Here is a 20,548-nt window from a genome sequence, read left to right as displayed (position 1 = left end):
TATCGCCTTCTTGAAAGATCATTACCCTTGAATACACACTCAATCAATAAACAGGGAACTTATCCTACAGCCCTCATTAAAATATCTGATATTGACATTCCATCTCATCCGACAGACACCACTTCCTTCGGCAAGACGCCAACCCTGCAGGATGTGGACAAACTGTTCGGCCCGCTGCAGATCGGTGAATTCACCGTCAGCCGGCAAGAGCTTCAGGCATTGGGAGCCAGACTCAGCGGCGAAGACATAACGGCCACTACTACCTATTTTTCCGATCCCGACCAGCACTTCTTCGATTCTCTGGAGTTTGACCCGAGCAAAGTAGAGCAGCGGATCAAGTCAGTCGACGCGCAGGACAGCCGACTCGTCTCGACGCTGCTTTATGAAATTGTCACGCAACGCTCACCCAATGCCGCTGCACTGATGAGCGAGCTGCCCACGGGTGCCTCCACAGAGCCTATTAACAAAATCAGCAAACTATTGACCGCCACACAGCGCCTGGACATTCGCAAAAACCCGCTGCCCGAGCATTTACCGAGCTGGGTGGACAAGGCTAAGAGCCGCGGAATGACCAGCATGGGCGCAGGGCTGCAAGCCTATGGTCTGTACAGTGCTTACATCGGCACTATCGACGCGCTGAAGAAAGGGGAAACGGGTGAAGCGCTGATCAATATCGGTGGAGGCGTGGCGGAAATCGGCTCGTTGGGGCTGGAGTACGCTCTGAACCGGACCGGTGAAAAGATGCTTCGCCAAGGCGCCATGACCTTCGAGCAATTCGGCAAGACCAGCATGGGCAAATGGCTGTGCCGGGGGGCGGGGTTGATCGCCAGTGTGCTCACGCTCCCCTTCGATATCTATACCGCCATCAAATCCTTCAGCGACGCGGCCAAGGCCGAGGGCAAACAAGCGCAGGATCTTTATGTCACCGGCGGGCTGAGCGTGTTCAGCGCCGGGCTCTCCCTCATGCTCGGCTGCGCCGCACTGATGGGTTTCCAGGCCGCCGGCCCTGTAGGCATTGCCGCTGCCGCGATCCTTATTGTCGGAGCGCGAATCTACAGTGCCGCCCGAGTAGTCGATGACATGGACGACTACATCGAATTGAGCATCAACGAACGCTGGCGCGCCGGCTGGTTTGCGTTTACGGGCCAGGATCAGGATGCGGCAGTCATGGATCGTTTCACCGTGGCCAAGACTTACAGCGACTACGCCAAGGCACTCAAAAGCAAAAGTCTCGGCTGGCTCGACAATGAACTGAAGGACAGTGTCGATGCAGTGGTGAACGGCCGTTTCGAGGTGCAGCTGCAGCCCACCCGCATCTATAACTACCAGTGGGACGAAACCAAGGGTGAATCGCCCTATAAAACGGTCAATGCGCCAGTCATTCACGAGACCGACGATGTATACGATGCCCGGGACGGCCTGCCAACCGGCAACTCCAACATCATTACCGTTCAGAGCGATCCTGCAAAAGGTGTCCTGTGGAATCTAGGCGGCGGCAACGACAGGGTTCACGGCGCTCGCAACAAGCCGAATCACTTCAACTACGGCACGGGTAGAAAGCGCCTGAGTGGCGGCGACAAAGATGATTCCTTTCTCTTCCAGTCGGCATCCGCAGCGCTCGCATCGGCCCCGGATCAAGTCAGCCACCTGCACGGCGGTGACGGCACGGATCTGTTGTGGCTGCAAGGCAAGCACATCCGCCAAGATCAGAGCCCGGGCACCCCGCACTACACCGGTTACGACATCCACCTGAAAAACGGCAAGCTCAGCCTACGCCCTTCGGATGCGACAGCCGAAACCGTACCCCACTCAACCTTTGACTCCATCGAAAGAGTCGAGACACTCGCCGGCGCGATCAACCGAGTCACCGGGTCGAACCAGGCAGACTTCATCACCGCCAATGGCGAAGACCTAATCAATGCCGGCGCAGGCGACGATCAGGTTTCGATCCGTGGCACCCACGCCATCGTTGACGGCGGCAGCGGGGCCGACACCTACCACATCGACCAGATGAGCCTTGAAGTATCCATCACCGAAGACGGTCAGGAGCAAAGCAAGGTCTATCTCGGCGTGCCGCTCGAGGCGATCCAGCGCTGGTGCATTCGCGATAATGCGCTGGTGATCGAGACGCTGCGCGACGATGACCCACAGGTGTCGCAGCGGCAGCTGACGGTCGAGGCGGTCTACCAGACGATCAATGGCAAACGTTCACTGCGCAACGACAAATGGATATTCATCACCCAGGACGGTTATCACCTGCAACCGGACTGGCCCGCCGAAACGGCGAATCTGACGGAGCAAATCCTCAACGTCGTCGTTATCACTGCAGGCGTCAGCAAAACGCCCCCTTTTTTGTTGCACGACCGCCCACATACTATCTCCCCGAGCCCACACTCGTTCTACTACGTGTCCCGCGACAGCCATCACACGATCCTGCGGGCGGGCAAGCAGGTTGCCCGCAGCACCCTGTATGTCGACTTCGACAGCACCGAGATTGACGAGGTCAGGGCCATCTATACCGTACACGCAGCGCGGCATGGCGCCTACACAGCCCTGAGTCATCAAAACGTCCACTTCACCATCACGTTCGTGCAAGGCGGTGGACTGCTCTCGCTGCACGGCGGCGTGAGCGAACAGTCCGCCAGGAAAACCGATATGGGCGCCGGCATTCTGGCCTCCCCATGGCAGATGAATCACCACTTCACACTGGTGATGCGAGATGGCGTCTCTTACTACCTCGACTTCCCCCGGAATACTTATCGGGAAGACGCAAAAAAGCCCGGTTACAACATGATTCAAAGCCGAGGGTCGCTACGTGAACGGGCCGGGAAGTACACCTTCGTGAAACCGTCAGTCGAAAAAAGGACGCTGAAGAACACAGCACAACGGATCGAATTCAAGTCAGCCCCCCACAGCGCCATTTATGCACTTGAAGGAAGATCGTCACACTACGATCTTTATCCGGCCAGCAACATGTCCATCCGGCTATCGACAGCGGCAGCTGATGCGAAAATGACCGGTTCTTCGACCTGGGACATTTACACGCAACAGCTTGAGGAAACGATTACCCGCAACCAACTCAACATCAAAGACAATCTGCTGAAGATCGACAGCATTCACATTTACTTGCCAGACAGCAGCGACCCGCTGCTACCCCTGGAAAGTGTCGATGTCATTCTTTCTTCCGGACACCGTTACCGAATCAATGCCTTGTTCGAAGTTATCGGTCTTATCGCAATTAATGCATTGGCTTGCCCCTCGCCCCAGGCAATCGTCGCGCTGATACAAGAACATAAAGAACAAGATGATCTTGAAAGCAATGAAATCCACATTCAAAACATCCGCTTGCCGGATGCCGCGCCAGGAAAGATTTTTTACAGCGCGGATACCGGGCGCTGGAAAATCGATAGCGATCCGACGCGTCCGATTAACGCGGAGCAACTCATCTTTCAAGAAATATCCGTGCCTGTAACAGCCACTTAACTGACCGAATTTTGCAACCGACTTTTTAATCGTCAAGGAATGACACTATGCGCCCCAAACCACCTTCGCCCCCCAACGCCCCGAAAGTGAACCCGCCAACGCAGTTTGCCCCGGGATCATATCGATCACGGCCAGACGCAGAACTGCCTTTGCTGCATCAGACGACATTCGGTGGGACAAATCGGCCTGTTGTCACACCCGATCAAGGACAGGGCAGCCGGCCCGACGGCTCCGGTCCATCAAGGATCGAAATTTCAGACTTGCCCAGCGTCCAGCCCGAATCGCACGCCGGACTGAGCAGCTATCTGTTGAACTCAGCCTTGCTGCGCAACATGCAGCCCGCCGACGACGACGGTTTTCGCTTCATCGTCGGGCGCACCTTCGTCGACGTCAAAGACATCGGCACCGTGCAAGTGGAATTCGATACAGGACTTGGCGCTTATCGGGCAACGGATCTGTACAAGAAGCTGCCGCCTGGCCCCGGACTCTTCAAAAATGCCAACGAGGCAACCTGGAGTCCGGCCCGGCAGGTGGACTCACAAAGCCCGTTAAAACGCCCCCCCACAAGGTCAATGACGGCGACACGCAGTTGCCGGCCAAACAACTGCTGACCTCGCCACTTTCGGCGCATGAGGCGACCGCTCAACTGCTTGGCGATTCACTGGTCAGGATGTATCCGCAAATGATTCACGGCGACCGAGTCGAGCTGCTGCGTTCCTACAACCTTTCGCCCGGGCAGCACGTCCAGCTGCGCAACGACTTGATCGCCAATCCCTGGGTTATGCCGGAGTGGGCCGAACAGCACCAGTTACGTTCCATGGATGCGAACGACCCGACCCGCTTCGACCAGCTCCATCAGGAAATCGAACCGCTGCTCCGGCCCTTGAGAAATGGCACGCTGCTGCGCAGCGGGCTGGTCGATTTCGACCAAAGTGTCAGCCGCGAATTTCTCGACGCATTCCTGGCAAAACTGGGTTACTTGCGCAACAGCAATGACTGCTTGTACCGCACAGACATCCCCGGTCTGTTCAGGGCCGATGAGCGTACGCCATTCGAGTTTTATAACGACGGGCGGATGCTGCCTCGCTTGAAACACCCGCGCGGCGCCACGACCGAGAAACCGATCAGTGCAACGGTCAGCCACAAACTGGTCAAGATGTATGCCGGCAAAGGCACCGACGCCCCCGATCCCGAGTATCTGCGCTACAACAACCAGAAGAACAAATACCCCGGAAAAAAACCGGGCGAATCTGATAATGACTCCGGCCGCTCCGATGACGAATGGTCTGACACATCAGACGTAGAGCTGGACGCCGAACGCAACTACGAAACGATCCGACATGATCAAAAATTCATATTCGCCTATGTCATCGATACACGAAAAATGGAGGTTGTCCTCGCAGAAGAGAACAGTTTCCTGAATTCGGGTGCCCGGAACCGGGGCGCCTGGTTTCCCGAGGACGAACTCGAGGCGCTGATATCGACTTCGAAGCGGGGCATCGAATCAGAACGTCTCTGGATACTCGATTCAACCTTCACTCGCGCAGCGAAGGTCGACGACGTTGCCGCAGAAGGCCAAAGTGACTATATCGGCAGCTCCATTGAAGAGCGCACGCACAGTGGTGTTTTCAACCGGCGAGAATACGACGCCTTGATCGACGCGGTTGCCAGGGCAGGCAAGCCGATATTGACACTGGAAAACGGAAAAGTCTGGTTCGCCAACGATATCGTCTGGCCCGAGTAATCGAACTATCGAACCCATCTGAACGCCGGCGGCGAGAGGCATTGCGCCGCCGGCCCTAAGCGAACAACTCACCCTGCAACTCATCCAGCAACGCCTGAATCGCATCCAGTCGCTGCTGCGGATCATCGAGTTGCAGCAGGTCGATCTTGTCCACTTCGGCAAACGGCAACAGATACGCCAACTGATTGGCCAGCGACTGTTGCCCGGTCGCTTCGGTGCCCATGTTCAATGCTTCGACCATCGGGTGTTCAGCCAAGGCTTTAAGCAGCGCAACCAGGTCGGCGTCCTCATCCTGCAGCGGTTGCTCAGGTTCGTCTTCCAGCCACTCGACCTCGGCGACGGTCAGATGATCGCGCTGAATCTCGGTGCGCAACACATGGAAACGCCGTCCGCCCTGCACCCGGATGCCCAGCAAGCCATTGTCCTGCTGTTTGAAGTCAGTGATCAGCGCCTCGCACCCGACCAGCGCGTAGCCCGCCGGGGCGATGCCGACTTCTTCGCCGTCGAGGATGCAAACCACGCCGAAGCCGCCGCCCTGTTTCATGCAGCGACTGATCATGTCCAGGTAGCGCACCTCGAAAATCTGCAAATCGAGGATGCAGCCCGGAAACAGCACCGTGTTCAGCGGAAAAAGCGGCAAGCTCATAGACATTTCCTTACACCACCATCGACACCGCCAACGGCAGGAAAACTGCCGTGGCCACGCCCATCAGACTCATCGCCAGCGCCGCGAAGGCGCCGCACTCTTCACTTTCCTGCATCGCCACCGCCGTGCCGACCGCGTGGGCGGTCATGCCAAGCGCCATACCGCGCGCCTCGGGGCTGTGAACACCAAGTCGGGTCAAAAGACTCGGCCCGAAGATCGCCCCGATCACCCCGGTGATCAATACGAATACGGCCGCCAGCGCCGCGACACCACCGATCTGTTCTGCCACCAGCATGGCAATCGGCGAAGTCACCGACTTCGGTGCCATGGTCATCAGGATCATGTGCTCGGCACCAAACGACCAGCCCAGCAATACGCCCATGCCGGTGGCGACGACGCCACCTATCACCAGCGTAGTAAATATCGGCCAGAACAACTGCCGAATGCGTCGCAGATTGAGGTACAGCGGCACGGCCAGTGCCACTGTCGCAGGCCCGAGCAAAATGCTGAGGATCTCGGTGCTCTTACGGTACTCGGCATAGGTCAGGCCGCAGCCCACCAGAACGCCGATCACCAGCAGCATCGAGACCAGCACCGGTTGCAGAAAGATCCAGCGGGTTTTCTCGAACGCCGCCAGCACCAGCTGATAAGCACCCAGCGTAATGCCGATGCCGAACAACGGATGATGAATCACCGACGCCCAGGCGCCGTGCCAGTCGAAGATCATTGGCCGTCCTCACGATGAGCGTGACGCTTGACCATGCGCTGCATCAGCACGCCGGCGAAGGCCAGGGACAGCAACAGTGACAACACCAGCGCGCCGACGATGGCCCAGAAATCCGCGGCAATGTCTTTGGCGTAAACCATCACACCCACGGCGGGCGGCACCAGCAACAACGGCAGGTAACGCAGCAGACTGCTGGCCGCGAGGTTCAGCGGTTCGCCGACCTCGCCACGGCTGATCAGGAACACCAGCAACAACAGCAGGCCGACAATCGGCCCCGGCAGCACCGGCAAAAACAAGTGGTTGATGGCTGTGCCCAGCAATTGGAACAGCACCAGCCAGGTCAGGCCACGTAACAACATCTGTCATCTCCCGCCAATATCCTCCCGCACAAGCGGGCCGACCATTATAAGCACGCCAACGCTATAGACCGGCATTCGCCAAATGCATTGTCAGTTGACCGGAGCCATTTGCCATGATGATCTAAAGTGGTAATCCGGGAGGTCAAATCCCCTCACCTCAACACTATAAAACCGATGAACCCAAGGAGATGCTCAATGCCCTATGTTCCCGTTGCAGAGCTTAAAGATTATGTCGGCAAGGAACTCGGACGTTCCGAATGGCTCACCATCGATCAGGAGCGCATCAACCTGTTCGCCGAAGCCACAGGGGACTATCAGTTCATCCACGTCGATCCGGTCAAAGCCGCGCAAACGCCATTTGGCAGCACCATTGCACACGGTTTCCTGTCGCTGTCGCTGATTCCCAAACTGATGGAAGACATCCTGATCCTGCCTGAAGGGGCGAAGATGGTGGTCAACTACGGCTTGGACAGCGTACGTTTCATCCAGCCAGTGAAGGTCAACTCCAGGGTTCGACTCAAGGTCGACATGAACGAAGTCACCGAGAAAAAACCCGGCCAATGGCTACTCAAGGCCACCGCCACGCTTGAGATCGAAGGCTCGGACAAACCGGCCTACATCGCCGAGCCACTGTCCCTCTGCTTCGTGTAAACCATCCCGGATGCGAAGCAGCTCACGCTGTTTCGCGCCCTCTCCTGTTTTCCCGGCTATATAAGGTCATAGAGCTGCGGCATACTCGCTCGCCTAATTGCCCGGATCCCGCTATGCGCTCACTTGCACTCCTCGCTCTGACCCTGATGCTCACCGCTTGCGGCGACGGCGAATCGCTATTGCCCCCCGACGCCCGATTGCCGGACGGCGGACGCTATCGCGGTGAACTGGTCAACGGATTGCTGCAAGGCCAGGGCCGTATCGATTACCCGAACGGCAGCTGGTACGCCGGCGCCTTCGACAAGGGCCAATGGCATGGCCAGGGGGAGTGGCACGGCAGCAACGGCGAAGTCTATCGCGGGGAATTCAATCAAGGGCTGTTCGACGGCAAGGGCACACTGACCACCAGCGGCAGTAGCTTTGCCGGCGGCTTCAAAGCCGGTCGACGGGACGGCGAAGGCACCCTCAAAGAAAACGGTATGACCTACCGCGGTGAATTCAAAGCCGATCAATATTCCGGGCTCGGTCGCCTCGAACTCGAAGACGGCAGCTCATATCAGGGCCAGTTCGCCCACGGCAAACCCAATGGCGAAGGCCAACGCGGCGACGCCAGCGGCAATCAGTTCACAGGGCATTTCGTCGACGGTCAGCTCGAAGGCAATGGGACGTTCAACAGCGCCGATGGCGATATCTATGTCGGCGGTTTCAAGAACAACCAACTGCACGGCAAGGGTCGCTACGAGAACGCCGACGGTGATGTCTGGCTCGGTCAGTTCAAGGAAGGATCGCTGAACGGCAAGGGTGAGTTGATTGGCGCCGACGGCAGCCATTACATCGGCCTGTTCAGTGACTGGCGCTTCACCGGCCAAGGTCGGTTGAACCTGTCCGACGGCAGCTTCTACATCGGCCAATTCGACGCTGACAGTTACTCGGGGCGCGGCACACTGGTGCTGACTGATGGCACAGTGCAAAGCGGTACGTGGATCAATGGCCAGCGTGTTCGCGATGCCGATGGCAAGTTGCTACCCGATAGCCTGGAACTCGGTTTGCTGGCCCAGGGCCGCTTGCTCAACGATGCGCTGTTCAACGTGCCGGCTTCGACCCCAGCGGTCGAGTTGTACACCCTGACAGTCGGCGGTGACGGCAAGCAAAGCGTGTTCCTGCGCGAATCCGATTACGTCAGCAACATGCTCAGCAGCCGCTTTGGTGCGTTTGGCCAGATCCGCCTGGTGAACCATCGCGACCACCTCGTCGACCGACCGATGGCCACCCGGGAAAACCTGCGCCGCGCCGCCGCCACCCTGGCCGAACGCAGCGGCCCGGAAGACTTGATCTTCATCTACATGACCAGCCACGGCACCAGCGAACACGAACTGGTGCTCGACCAGCCGCGCATGGAACTGTCCGACCTGCCGGCCGACGAACTCGCCGCGGTGCTCGCTCCGCTGAAAAACCGCGACAAGATCATCGTGATTTCGTCCTGCTACTCCGGTGGCTTCATCCCCGCTCTCAAGGATGAACGCACCCTGATCATGACCGCCTCGCGCGCTGACCGCGTGTCCTTCGGCTGCTCGGAAGAAGCCAACTTCACCTACTTCGGCGACGCGCTGTTCGCCCAGGCACTGAACCAGACCGACGATCTGGAGCAAGCCTTCACACTGGCCAAGGCTACCGTCGCCGAGCGCGAACTGGCGGACAGCTTCGAAGCCTCCGAGCCGCAGATCTGGGCACCGAAAACCGTTCTGTCCCACTGGCAACTGTTACGTAAACAGCAGGCACGAAAAGCACTACAAAGTGTCTCTATCAGCAGCAAGGATGCAAAGAACAACTAAGCTGAACTGTATCAAGGGGGAAACACTATGTACTTGACACCTCAGCATGTATTGCTTGCCGGAGCTACCGGGTTAACCGGTGAACATTTGCTTGATCGTCTGCTCAATGAGCCAACGATTTCAAGGGTATTGGCCCCCTCACGCCGGCCACTGGCCGAGCATCCCCATCTGGAAAACCCGGTCGGCGACCCGGCGGTGTTCCTGCCGCAATTGAACGGCCGCGTTGACATCGCCTACTGCTGCCTCGGCACCACCATCAAGCAGGCCGGCTCGGAACAGGCGTTTCGCGCGGTGGACCTGGACATGGTGGTGGCGTTCGCCAAACGTGCGCGGGAAATGGGTGCACGGCACCTGATCGTGATCAGTGCCTTGGGGGCCGACCGGAGATCCTCGATTTTCTACAACCGGGTCAAAGGTGAGATGGAATACGCATTGCGCGCGCAGGACTGGCCGCAGTTGACCATTTGCCGACCTTCGGTGTTGCTGGGCGAGCGACTCGAACCGCGCACGGCCGAGCAATTCGTCGGGCCGTTGTCCCGCTTGATCCCCGGCAAATACCGCGGCATCGAAGCCTGCCAACTGGCGCGGGCAATGTGGCGACTGGCGCTGGAAGAGCAGGATGGGGTGCGGATTGTTGAGTCGGATGAGTTGAGGAAGTTGGGCAAGTAACGCCCTACAAAGATCGTTCCCACGCTCTGCGTGGGAATGCAGCCCGGGACGCTCCGCGTCCCAAAGCGGACGCAGAGCGTCCATTGAGGCATTCCCACGCAGACGGTTCGACGCCTCGACGCGGGAACGATCAGTCAGAGACCACCAGTCGCCTGAAAACTTACCCCGATCACCGTCAGCACCGACAGTGGCAATAGCAGCGTGTCGAGCAACGCACTGGCCGGCAGGTCGATACCCGGATAGCTCGGGGCTTCGGCGCCGAATCGATCCATGGCGCAGCAGCCGCCGTTCATGGCATACAAATCCAGACGCGTCCCCGAATACACCACTGGCGCCCCCGGTTTGGCGGCATCCAGCGTGCGCGCCGTGGCGCAGCCAGCCAATTGCAATGCCAGCACAATCGTCAGCAGCTTATTCATCGCTGGTCAGATGGTGTTCGCCCCAACGCGGCAGCATGTCCTGGGGAATGTTCAGCAGATTGAGAATTCGCGCGACGACGAAATCGATCAGGTCGTCGATGGTTTGCGGCTGATGATAAAAACCTGGCGACGCCGGTAAAATCGTCACGCCCATGTTCGACAACTTGAGCATGTTCTCCAGATGGATGCTTGAATACGGCGCCTCCCGCGGTACCAGAATCAGCTGACGACGTTCCTTCAAGGTGACGTCGGCGGCACGCTCGATCAGGTTGTTGCAGGCTCCCGTCGCGATGGCCGACAAGGTCCCCGTGGAACACGGCACCACCACCATCGCCGCCGGCGAGCCGGAACCCGAGGCTACCGGTGACATCCAGTCTTCCCTGCCGTACACGCGAATCTGTCCGGCCGCAGCGCCGGTATACTCGGTGAGGAAGGCCTGCATCATCTGGGTTTTCGGTGGCAACGAAACATCCGTCTCGGTGGCCATCACCAGTTGCGCAGCCTTGGAGATCAGGAAATGCACCTCGCGATCTTCGCGCACCAGACAGTCCAGCAGGCGCAAACCATATTGAGCGCCCGAAGCGCCGGTCATCGCCAGCGTGATGCGTTCCGGGCCGTTGTTCATTGCAGCGCCTCAGCCAGTTTGCCGTGCAGGCCGCCGAAGCCGCCATTGCTCATGATCACCACATGAGTGCCGGGCTGGGCCTGGCTCTTCACGCGCTCGATGATGCCTTCCAGCGAATCGCTGACGATCGACGGCACCGTGCACAACCCAGCGATAGCCCCCAGATCCCAACCGAGGTTGGCCGGTGCGTACCAGATCACTTGATCGGCATCGACCACGCTTTCCGGCAAGCCGTCGCGGTGAGCACCAAGCTTCATGGAGTTGGAGCGCGGCTCGATGATCGCAATCAACGGTGCATCGCCGATGCGCTTGCGCAGACCGTCGAGGGTCGTCGCAATAGCCGTCGGATGGTGAGCGAAGTCGTCGTAAATGGTAATGCCACGGATCTCCGCGACTTTCTCCATCCGGCGCTTGACGCTTTTGAATGCGCTCAGCGCAGCGATGCCCATGGACGGCACCACGCCGACATGGCGGGCGGCAGCCAATGTAGCCAAGGCGTTGGCGACGTTGTGCTGGCCGGTCATGTCCCACTCGACCACACCTTGGGCAACACCTTCGAACATCACTTCAAACTTCGAACCGTCTTCGCTGAGCAGTTTGACCTGCCACTGACCGCCGGCACCGGTGGTTTGCACCGGGGTCCAGCAGCCCATCTCGATCACTCGCTGCAACGCAGGCTCGGTGGTCGGATGGATTACCAGGCCTTCGCTCGGGATGGTCCGCACCAAATGGTGGAATTGGCGCTCGATGGCTGGCAGATCGGGGAAGATGTCGGCGTGATCGTATTCCAGGTTGTTCAGGATCGCCGTGCGCGGGCGGTAGTGAACGAACTTGGAGCGCTTGTCGAAGAACGCGCTGTCGTACTCGTCGGCTTCGATCACGAAGAACGGTGTGTCACCCAAGCGAGCGGACACCGAGAAGTTTTGCGGCACGCCGCCGATCAGGAAACCCGGGCTCATGCCCGCGTGCTCCAGCACCCAGGCGAGCATGCTGCTGGTGGTGGTTTTACCGTGAGTACCGGCGACGGCCAGCACCCAGCGACCTTGCAGCACGTGATCTGACAGCCATTGCGGGCCGGAGACGTACGGCAGGCCTTTGTTGAGCACGTATTCGACAGCCGGGTTGCCGCGGGACATGGCATTGCCGATCACCACCAGATCCGGTGCCGGATCGAGCTGCGCCGGGTCGTAGCCTTGGGTCAACTCAATGCCCTGAGCCTCAAGCTGAGTGCTCATCGGCGGATAGACGTTGGCATCGGAGCCCGTCACGTGATGGCCCAGCTCTTTGGCCAGAACCGCCATCGAACCCATGAAAGTGCCGCAGATACCAAGAATATGAATGTGCATTAGTCGACCTCGTAAAACATGGCCGCAGGTTAGCGTAGGGTGGGGAAAATCGCACTCTTTAGCTGAGACCACAGATCGTTCCCACGCTCCGCGTGGGAATGCAGCAAGGGACGCTCTGCGTCCCAGAAGCGGACGCGGAGCGTCCGGCGAGGCATTCCCACGCAGAGCGTGGGAACGATCATTACGCAGACCGGGCGATGCCGTGTTTGCGCAGTTTTCTATAAAGGGTGTTACGGCTGACACCGAGCTGTTCGGCGGTGTGAGTCATATGCCAGCGCGTCTGCTCCAGCGCATTGAGCAACGCCAACCGCTCAGCGTCATCCAGCGGATGCTCCGATGACGCGTCAACCGCAACAACCGGCACCGGCCGAGCCAGACGAATCATCGCCGGCAAATCCTCCAGCCCGATCCGCCCGCCGTCACACAGCGCCGCCAACGTGCGCAGCACATTGCGCAATTGCCGCACGTTCCCTGGCCAGGAGAAGGCCAGCAACGCCTGGCGTGCCGGACTGTCGATCAGTACGGTTTCCCCCCCCGCCTCTTCGGCCAGCAAAAAGTCGAGCAACTGGGACTTATCACTGCGATCACGCAACGCCGGTAAAGCAACTTCCAGCCCATTGAGCCGGTAATACAAATCCTCGCGGAAGCTGCCGTCCTGCACCCGCTCCAGCAAATTACGGTGAGTGGCGCTGATGATCCGCACATTGACCGATTCCGGTTCGCCGCCGATCGGCACCACCTGACGATCTTCCAGCACCCTTAATAGCCGGGTCTGCAAGGCCAGGGGCATGTCGCCGATTTCATCGAGGAACAAGGTCCCGCCATCGGCCTGCTGCAACTTGCCGCGCATGCCTTCCTTGCGCGCGCCGGTAAAGCTGCCGCCGCGATAGCCAAACAGTTCGCTCTCGATCAGGCTTTCGGGGATGGCGGCGCAGTTGAGCGCGACGAAGGCTTTTTCTGCTCGCAGGCTGGCCTGGTGGACGGCTTTGGCAAACGCTTCTTTGCCGGATCCGGTTTCGCCGTTGATCAGTAGCGGCACGTCCCGTTCGAACACGCGCAAGGACTTGCGGAAGTCTTCCTGCAACCCGGTGTCGCCCAGACAAATGCCCGACAAGCGCGAAGGTTCGGCGATCAACGGGCTTTGCACCACCGGCACCGGAATACTGCGTGGTTGCCCGCGCAACACGGCAAACAGACTCCGCCCGTCGCGCGTGCGCAACGGCCAACTGGCGCTGGCATTGACGCTGGCGCGGCCGAGCAATTCATTCAGCGAGCAGTCGAAAAACGCCTCCACCGGTTTGCCCAGCAGCCCACCGCGAATATGCCCCAGCAGGTTCAGCGCACTTTGGTTGACCGCGCTGATCCGCCCTTCCCCGTCAAACGCCAGCAACCCTTCGCTGAACAACCCGACGGATTCGGCCTGAAGGTGAAAACGCAGCAGCCATTGATTGTCGAAATAACGCAGGAAATAGCAGCTCTCGATCATCTTCGCCGAAAGATTGACCAGGGCCATGGTGTGGAACTGACTTTGACGAGAGACCTCGTGGCGCGCCGAGGACACGTCGAGCACCGCCAGCAGTTCGCCGTGAGGGTCGAACACCGGGCTCGCCGAGCAGGTCAGCCCGGTGTGACGGCCCCGAAAGTGCTCGTCCTGATGAATGGTCAGGGACTGACGCTCCACCAGACAGGTGCCGATGCCGTTGGTGCCTTCGCAGGCTTCGCTCCAGTCAGCGCCGAGCCAGAGGCCGGCGCGTTCGAAAATCTTCCGTTCGGCAGGCGCGGTGACGCAGTTGAGGATCACGCCGCGGGCGTCGGTCAGCAAGACCGCATGGCCGGCGCCGGAGAGTTGCTGATGAAGGCTGGTCATTTCACTGCCGGCGATGTGCAGCACCTGCTGCAAGCGCTCGCGGCTTTCCAGTACGCGGCCATGTTCCAGCACCGTGGGTGCCATGGTCAGGGCCGGGTCGAGGTGATAATCCTCAAGACAACGCAGCCAGGAACGGGCAATCGACGGATCGCTGCCGGGACCGCGCAGGTGGGATTTTCCCTGAGTGACAGTCAGGACCTGCTGGGCATGGCGACTCAAATGGTTGTCGTGCATTTCTTATTGTTCTCCCCGAGCGGTTTACACCGCCCCTGTAGGAGCTGCCTCGTTTCACTCGACAGCTCCTACAGGGGTTGTGCCGAGCATCCTCCAGCCTAGCCTGCATTGCAATGCTGGCAAGACCGCCCGGTCACAGGCTGTGCCGAAAGCGGTACAAAGTGTCACAGGGGCTGTACCGGAAGCGTCACAGGCGCGGTCCGCCTGTCCGACAAAAACAACGCAAGGCCTTGATTTACCTGACCTGCAAGGCAGTGGCCCGACCTTTGCTCTACGCTTATAGCAAGCGCACATGCGCTCTCCCTTATAAGCACAAAAGCCAAGGAGAAATCACTATGCGTTACGCTCACCCCGGTACTGAAGGCGCTATCGTTTCGTTCAAGAGCAAATACGGTAACTACATCGGCGGCGAGTTCGTCGCGCCTGTCAAAGGTCAGTACTTCACCAATACCTCGCCAGTGAATGGCCAACCGATTGCCGAATTCCCGCGCTCCACGGCCGAAGACATCGACAAAGCCCTGGACGCTGCCCACGCGGCCGCCGATGCCTGGGGCGCCACGTCCGTCCAGGCTCGCTCGCTGGTGCTGCTGAAAATCGCCGACCGCATCGAACAGAACCTGGAAGTCCTGGCGATCACCGAATCCTGGGACAACGGCAAAGCCGTTCGCGAAACCCTCAACGCCGACATCCCGCTGGCTGCCGACCATTTCCGTTACTTCGCCGGTTGCATCCGCGCCCAGGAAGGCAGCGCCGCCGAGATCGATGGCAATACTGTGGCGTATCACATCCATGAACCACTGGGCGTGGTCGGGCAGATCATCCCGTGGAACTTCCCGATCCTGATGGCCGCCTGGAAACTCGCCCCGGCCCTGGCTGCCGGTAACTGCGTGGTGCTCAAGCCTGCCGAGCAAACGCCACTGGGCATTACCGTGCTGATGGAGCTGATCGGCGACCTGCTGCCGCCGGGCGTGCTGAACGTCGTGCAAGGCTTCGGCAAAGAAGCCGGCGAAGCGCTGGCCACCAGCAAACGCATCGCCAAGATCGCGTTCACCGGCTCGACCCCGGTCGGCTCGCACATCATGAAATGCGCCGCCGAAAACATCATTCCGTCCACCGTGGAGCTGGGTGGCAAGTCGCCGAACATCTTCTTCGAAGACATCATGCAAGCCGAGCCGACTTTCATCGAGAAAGCCGCCGAAGGCCTGGTGCTGGCGTTCTTCAACCAGGGCGAAGTCTGCACCTGCCCTTCCCGCGCCCTGGTGCAAGAATCGATCTACGACGAGTTCATGAAAGTGGTCATGAACAAAGTCCTGCAAATCAAACGTGGCGACCCGCTGGACACCGACACCATGGTCGGCGCCCAGGCGTCCGAGCAGCAATTCGACAAAATCCTTTCGTACCTGGAAATTGCCAAGGGCGAAGGCGCCGAGCTGCTGACCGGCGGCAAGATTGAAAAACTCGAGGGCAACCTGGCGACCGGGTATTACATCCAGCCGACCCTGCTCAAGGGCACCAACAAAATGCGCGTGTTCCAGGAAGAAATCTTTGGCCCAGTGGTGAGCATCACCACCTTCAAGGACGAAGCCGAAGCCTTGGCCATCGCCAACGACACCGAGTTCGGCCTGGGCGCCGGCCTCTGGACCCGCGACATCAACCGCGCCTATCGCATGGGCCGCGCCATCAAGGCCGGTCGTGTGTGGACCAACTGCTACCACCTGTACCCGGCGCACGCTGCGTTCGGCGGTTACAAAAAATCCGGCGTCGGTCGTGAAACCCACAAAATGATGCTCGATCACTATCAGCAGACCAAAAACCTGCTGGTGAGCTACGACATCAATCCACTGGGCTTCTTCTAACCCGGCGCGATACCGCGTAACGGCTATCGCGGGCAAGCCTCGCTCCTACAAGAGCCTGGTTTGCTCGCGATGGCACCCCGCCTCACACCGAACATTGCCCTGCCGCTCTGGCACGGGCTTTGCGTGCCCGCTCTACACGAAAACGTCGTACCCGAAAGTCCAACAGATCAAACAATAAAAAAGACAGCGAGGACTTATGACTTCTACTACACAGCTCAAACCCACACTCGGCACCCTGCATTTATGGGGCATTGCCGTCGGCCTGGTGATTTCCGGCGAGTATTTCGGCTGGAGTTACGGCTGGGGCACTGCAGGGACCCTGGGTTTCCTCGTCACCGCGTTGATGGTGGCGACGATGTACACCTGCTTCATCTTCAGTTTCACCGAATTGACTACCGCGATTCCCCACGCGGGCGGGCCGTTTGCCTACAGCCGGCGAGCCTTTGGTGAGAAAGGCGGACTGATCGCCGGCATCGCCACCCTGATCGAATTCGTCTTTGCCCCCCCGGCGATTGCCATGGCCATCGGCGCCTACCTCAACGTGCAATACCCGGAACTGGACCCCAAGATCGCCGCCGTTGGCGCCTATTTCGTGTTCATGGGCTTGAATATCCTCGGCGTCAGCATCGCCGCGACGTTTGAACTTGTAGTCACCGTGCTGGCGGTCGCCGAATTGCTGGTGTTCATGGGCGTCGTTGCGCCGGGCTTCAGCTTCAGTAATTTCGCGCTTAACGGCTGGTCGGGCGCCAACGAGTTCACCATGGGCTCGATCCCTGGCATCTTTGCGGCGATCCCCTTTGCGATCTGGTTTTTCCTTGCGATTGAAGGCGCGGCGATGGCGGCCGAAGAAGCCAAGGACCCGAAACGCACGATTCCCAGGGCTTATGTCAGTGGCATTCTGACCTTGGTGTTCCTGGCCATCGGCGTGATGGTGATGGCGGGCGGCGTCGGCGACTGGCGTCAACTGTCGAACATCAACGATCCGTTGCCTCAGGCAATGAAAGCGGTGGTCGGCAACAATTCGACCTGGATGCACATGCTGGTGTGGATCGGCCTGTTCGGTCTGGTGGCGAGTTTCCACGGGATCATTCTCGGTTACTCGCGGCAGTTCTTTGCGCTGGCCCGGGCCGGTTACCTGCCTCGCGGCCTGGCCAAGCTCTCGCGCTTCCAGACTCCGCACCGGGCGATCCTGGCCGGCGGCGTGATCGGCATCGCGGCGATCTACAGCGACGGTCTGGTCAACCTGCAAGGCATGACCCTGACGGCCGCCATGATCACCATGTCGGTATTCGGTGCCATCGTGATGTACATCATCAGTATGCTGAGCCTGTTCAAACTGCGTAAAACCGAGCCGAATCTTGAACGCACCTTCCGCGCGCCGGGTTATCCGATCGTGCCGGGGATTGCGCTGTTTCTGGCGGTGGTGTGCCTGGTGGCGATGGCCTGGTTCAACACACTGATCGGGTGTGTGTTCCTCGGGTTTATGGCTGCCGGTTACTTGTATTTCCAATTGACTGCCAAGCAGCGCTTCGATGCGCCGGCGGACGCGATGCTCGAAGGCGTCTGAGTTGCACCGGCGCCGGGCTGATTCCCGGCGCCTGCCCTATTTTGGGTCGACAACCCTGCCCTGTAGGAGCAAGGCTTGCCCGCGATGGCATCACTGCGATCGGACAGCTACACCGCGGTGATGCCATCGCGGGCAAGCCTTGCTCCTACAGGTCATCATTTCAGAATCAGGAGGACCCCGTACCATGGCCGCATTTGCCCATTCCGTCGGCGCCCAGACCTATCGCTTCGAGAGCCTCAAGGAAGTCATGGCCAAGGCCAGTCCGGCGCGTTCCGGGGACTTTCTGGCCGGCGTCGCCGCCCTCAACGATGGCGAGCGTGTCGCCGCGCAGATGGCCCTCGCTAACATCCCGCTCAGCCACTTCCTGCAAGAAGTCCTCATTCCTTACGAGGCCGATGAAGTCACTCGACTGATCATCGACACTCACGACAAACAAGCTTTCGCGGTCGTCAGCCACCTCACCGTTGGCGGTTTTCGTGACTGGCTGCTCAGCGACGCGGCCGACGAACAGAGCCTGCGCGCCCTCGCGCCCGGCCTGACCCCGGAAATGGCCGCCGCCGTGTCGAAGATCATGCGCGTGCAGGATCTGGTGCTGGTGGCGCAGAAAATTCGAGTGATCACCCAGTTTCGCGGCACCCTGGGTTTGCGCGGCCGGTTATCCACACGCCTGCAACCCAACCACCCCACCGACGAACCGGCCGGCATCGCCGCGAGCGTTTTGGACGGCCTGCTGTATGGCAATGGCGACGCGATGATCGGCATCAACCCGGCCACCGACAGCATCGCTTCGATCTGCGCCATGCTGGAAATGCTCGACGCAATCATTCAGCGCTACGAAATTCCTACACAGGCCTGCGTTTTGACCCACGTCACCACGTCTATCGAAGCGGTGAATCGCGGTGTCCCACTGGACCTGGTGTTTCAATCGATCGCCGGCACCGAAGCAGCCAACGCCAGTTTCGGTATCAACCTGAACGTGCTGCAGGAAGGCTACGACGCCGGTTTGAGCCTGAATCGCGGCACGCTGGGCCAGAATCTGATGTATTTCGAGACCGGTCAGGGCAGCGCCCTGTCAGCCAACGCCCACCACGGCATCGATCAACAGACCTGCGAAACCCGCGCCTACGCCGTGGCACGACATTTCAAACCGTTCCTGGTGAACACCGTCGTAGGATTCATCGGCCCGGAATACCTCTACAACGGTAAACAGATCATTCGCGCCGGCCTCGAAGACCACTTCTGCGGCAAGCTCCTGGGCGTGCCCATGGGTTGCGATATCTGTTACACCAACCACGCCGAAGCCGACCAGGACGACATGGACACCCTGCTGACCCTGCTGGGCGTGGCCGGGATCAATTTCATCATGGGCATCCCCGGCTCCGATGACATCATGCTCAACTACCAGACCACATCGTTCCACGACGCCCTCTACGCCCGCCAGACGCTGGGCCTGAAACCGGCGCCGGAATTCGAACTATGGCTGGCAAAAATGGGCATCTTCACCCAGGCGGACGGCAAGATTCACTTCGGCGACAGCCTGCCGCCGGCTTTCCGCCAAGCGATGGCGCAACTGGGATGAGTGTTGAAATGGATAAACCACCCGTTGATCCACAGAACCCGTTGCTGGAACTGCGTCGCCTGACCCCGGCGCGGATCGCCTTGGGAAGAACCGGCACCAGCATGCCGACCAGCGCGCAGCTGGATTTCCAGTACGCCCACGCTCAGGCGCGCGATGCGGTGCACTTGCCGTTCGACCATGCGGGGCTGAGCTCGCAACTGGCCGAGTGCGGGCGCGAGAGTGTGCTGCTACATAGCGCGGCCACGGATCGAAACATCTATTTGCAACGCCCTGATTTGGGGCGAAAGTTGAGTGACGAGTCGGCGCAAACGCTGCGCGATTATGCGTTGGCCCATCCTGGCGGGGTGGATCTGGCGATCGTCGTCGCCGATGGCTTGTCGGCATTGGCCGTTCATCGCCATACCCTGCCGTTTCTGGCACGAATGGAAGAACAGGTATCAGCCGAAGGCTGGTCTCTGTCTCCGGTGATACTGGTGGAACAGGGCCGGGTCGCGGTGGCCGACGAAATCGGCGAGCTGCTGGGTGCGAAAATGGTGGTGATCCTGATCGGTGAACGCCCTGGCCTCAGTTCCCCGGACAGCCTGGGGCTGTATTTCACCTACAATCCCAAGATAGGGCTGACGGACGCCTATCGTAACTGCATCTCCAATGTCCGGCTCGAAGGCCTGAGTTACGGCATGGCGGCACACCGTTTGCTGTATTTAATGCGCGAGGCCTGCCGGCGGCAGTTGTCAGGGGTCAATCTGAAGGACGAAGCCCAGGTTCAGACACTGGGGTCGGACGCAGGTGCGGACATGAAGGGTAATTTCCTACTAAGTCCGTCGTAAGCCTGAACCGTTTCCGCATTGCGTTTCTGATTCGGTTTCAGGCAGGATCGACGCACGGCCGCCCGAGTGAGAACCGTTCGCCGTCAGAGTACGTGAAGACAGCCACTTGAAGACGAG

The 20,548-nt window shown here is 59.6% G+C and carries 17 protein-coding genes; 10 read left to right on the top strand and 7 right to left on the bottom strand.

Annotation, left to right across the window (positions count from 1 at the left end; genetic code table 11):
* Window positions 1-27 precede the first annotated feature (27 nt).
* From ACYZT5_RS28305 to ACYZT5_RS28295, 3 genes are all read left to right on the top strand, one after another.
* Entirely contained in the window at window positions 28-3,483 is a 3,456-nt protein-coding gene (locus tag ACYZT5_RS28305) for a calcium-binding protein (RefSeq protein WP_462048318.1), read from the top strand.
* 149 nt (window positions 3,484-3,632) lie between these two features.
* Complete coding sequence (locus tag ACYZT5_RS28300) at window positions 3,633-4,094, top strand: hypothetical protein (protein WP_462048317.1); 462 nt, start codon at window positions 3,633-3,635, stop codon at window positions 4,092-4,094.
* The gene (locus ACYZT5_RS28295; RefSeq protein ID WP_462048316.1) at window positions 4,073-5,227 is read left to right on the top strand and encodes a hypothetical protein; all 1,155 of its coding nucleotides are present in this window, start codon (window positions 4,073-4,075) and stop codon (window positions 5,225-5,227) included. The genes ACYZT5_RS28300 and ACYZT5_RS28295 overlap by 22 nt, the downstream gene beginning before the upstream one ends.
* 55 nt (window positions 5,228-5,282) lie before the next feature.
* Here ACYZT5_RS28295 and ACYZT5_RS28290 read toward each other — a convergent pair whose 3' ends face one another.
* Genes ACYZT5_RS28290 through ACYZT5_RS28280 form a run of 3 tightly spaced genes read right to left on the bottom strand, consistent with a single transcriptional unit; the run spans window position 5,283 to window position 6,959 of the window.
* The gene (locus ACYZT5_RS28290) at window positions 5,283-5,873 is read right to left on the bottom strand and encodes an LON peptidase substrate-binding domain-containing protein (RefSeq protein WP_462048315.1); all 591 of its coding nucleotides are present in this window, start codon (window positions 5,871-5,873) and stop codon (window positions 5,283-5,285) included.
* Between the two features lie 10 nt (window positions 5,874-5,883).
* Window positions 5,884-6,600, bottom strand: a complete 717-nt coding sequence (locus ACYZT5_RS28285; RefSeq protein WP_282379112.1) for an LrgB family protein — start codon at window positions 6,598-6,600, stop codon at window positions 5,884-5,886.
* Entirely contained in the window at window positions 6,597-6,959 is a 363-nt protein-coding gene (locus ACYZT5_RS28280) for a CidA/LrgA family protein (RefSeq protein WP_462033253.1), read from the bottom strand. Before ACYZT5_RS28280 ends, ACYZT5_RS28285 begins: the two co-directional genes overlap by 4 nt.
* 195 nt (window positions 6,960-7,154) lie before the next feature.
* On the opposite strand from ACYZT5_RS28280, the gene ACYZT5_RS28275 reads away from it, so the two are divergent.
* The 3 genes from ACYZT5_RS28275 (at window position 7,155) to ACYZT5_RS28265 (ending at window position 10,111) form a co-directional block, all read left to right on the top strand.
* Complete coding sequence (locus ACYZT5_RS28275) at window positions 7,155-7,610, top strand: MaoC family dehydratase (protein ID WP_084319697.1); 456 nt, start codon at window positions 7,155-7,157, stop codon at window positions 7,608-7,610.
* Between the two features lie 113 nt (window positions 7,611-7,723).
* Window positions 7,724-9,442, top strand: coding sequence for a C13 family peptidase (locus ACYZT5_RS28270; protein ID WP_462048314.1), 1,719 nt, complete (start codon window positions 7,724-7,726; stop codon window positions 9,440-9,442).
* 27 nt (window positions 9,443-9,469) lie between these two features.
* Window positions 9,470-10,111, top strand: coding sequence for an oxidoreductase (locus tag ACYZT5_RS28265; protein WP_462048313.1), 642 nt, complete (start codon window positions 9,470-9,472; stop codon window positions 10,109-10,111).
* A gap of 134 nt (window positions 10,112-10,245) precedes the next feature.
* Here the strand turns inward: ACYZT5_RS28265 and ACYZT5_RS28260 are convergent, their stop codons facing one another.
* The 4 genes from ACYZT5_RS28260 to ACYZT5_RS28245 form a co-directional block, all read right to left on the bottom strand.
* Complete coding sequence (locus ACYZT5_RS28260) at window positions 10,246-10,530, bottom strand: YceK/YidQ family lipoprotein (RefSeq protein WP_282379122.1); 285 nt, start codon at window positions 10,528-10,530, stop codon at window positions 10,246-10,248.
* On the bottom strand, window positions 10,523-11,155 hold the full coding sequence (ubiX, locus tag ACYZT5_RS28255) for a flavin prenyltransferase UbiX (protein ID WP_462048312.1): 633 nt from the start codon (window positions 11,153-11,155) through the stop codon (window positions 10,523-10,525). Before ubiX ends, ACYZT5_RS28260 begins: the two co-directional genes overlap by 8 nt.
* On the bottom strand, window positions 11,152-12,501 hold the full coding sequence (gene mpl / locus ACYZT5_RS28250; protein ID WP_462048311.1) for a UDP-N-acetylmuramate:L-alanyl-gamma-D-glutamyl-meso-diaminopimelate ligase: 1,350 nt from the start codon (window positions 12,499-12,501) through the stop codon (window positions 11,152-11,154). The genes ubiX and mpl overlap by 4 nt, the downstream gene beginning before the upstream one ends.
* Before the next feature lie 181 nt (window positions 12,502-12,682).
* On the bottom strand, window positions 12,683-14,602 hold the full coding sequence (locus ACYZT5_RS28245) for a sigma-54-dependent Fis family transcriptional regulator (RefSeq protein WP_462048310.1): 1,920 nt from the start codon (window positions 14,600-14,602) through the stop codon (window positions 12,683-12,685).
* 335 nt (window positions 14,603-14,937) lie between these two features.
* Here ACYZT5_RS28245 and exaC point away from each other — a divergent pair, with 335 nt between their 5' ends.
* From exaC to eutC, 4 genes are all read left to right on the top strand, one after another.
* Window positions 14,938-16,458 carry an acetaldehyde dehydrogenase ExaC gene (gene exaC / locus ACYZT5_RS28240; RefSeq protein WP_462048309.1) on the top strand — a complete coding sequence of 507 codons (1,521 nt, stop codon included), beginning with the start codon at window positions 14,938-14,940 and terminating at the stop codon, window positions 16,456-16,458.
* 196 nt (window positions 16,459-16,654) lie between these two features.
* Window positions 16,655-18,025, top strand: a complete 1,371-nt coding sequence (gene eat, locus ACYZT5_RS28235; RefSeq protein WP_462048308.1) for an ethanolamine permease — start codon at window positions 16,655-16,657, stop codon at window positions 18,023-18,025.
* A 184-nt stretch (window positions 18,026-18,209) separates the two neighbouring features.
* Window positions 18,210-19,604 carry an ethanolamine ammonia-lyase subunit EutB gene (locus tag ACYZT5_RS28230; protein ID WP_462048307.1) on the top strand — a complete coding sequence of 465 codons (1,395 nt, stop codon included), beginning with the start codon at window positions 18,210-18,212 and terminating at the stop codon, window positions 19,602-19,604.
* Between the two features lie 8 nt (window positions 19,605-19,612).
* On the top strand, window positions 19,613-20,431 hold the full coding sequence (gene eutC, locus ACYZT5_RS28225; RefSeq protein WP_462048306.1) for an ethanolamine ammonia-lyase subunit EutC: 819 nt from the start codon (window positions 19,613-19,615) through the stop codon (window positions 20,429-20,431).
* Window positions 20,432-20,548: the final 117 nt, after the last annotated feature.

The organism is Pseudomonas sp. LB3P14 (assembly GCF_054898045.1).
The sequence above is the reverse complement of the archived record's forward strand: the minus strand, read 5'-3'. Positions and strand labels throughout refer to the sequence as shown.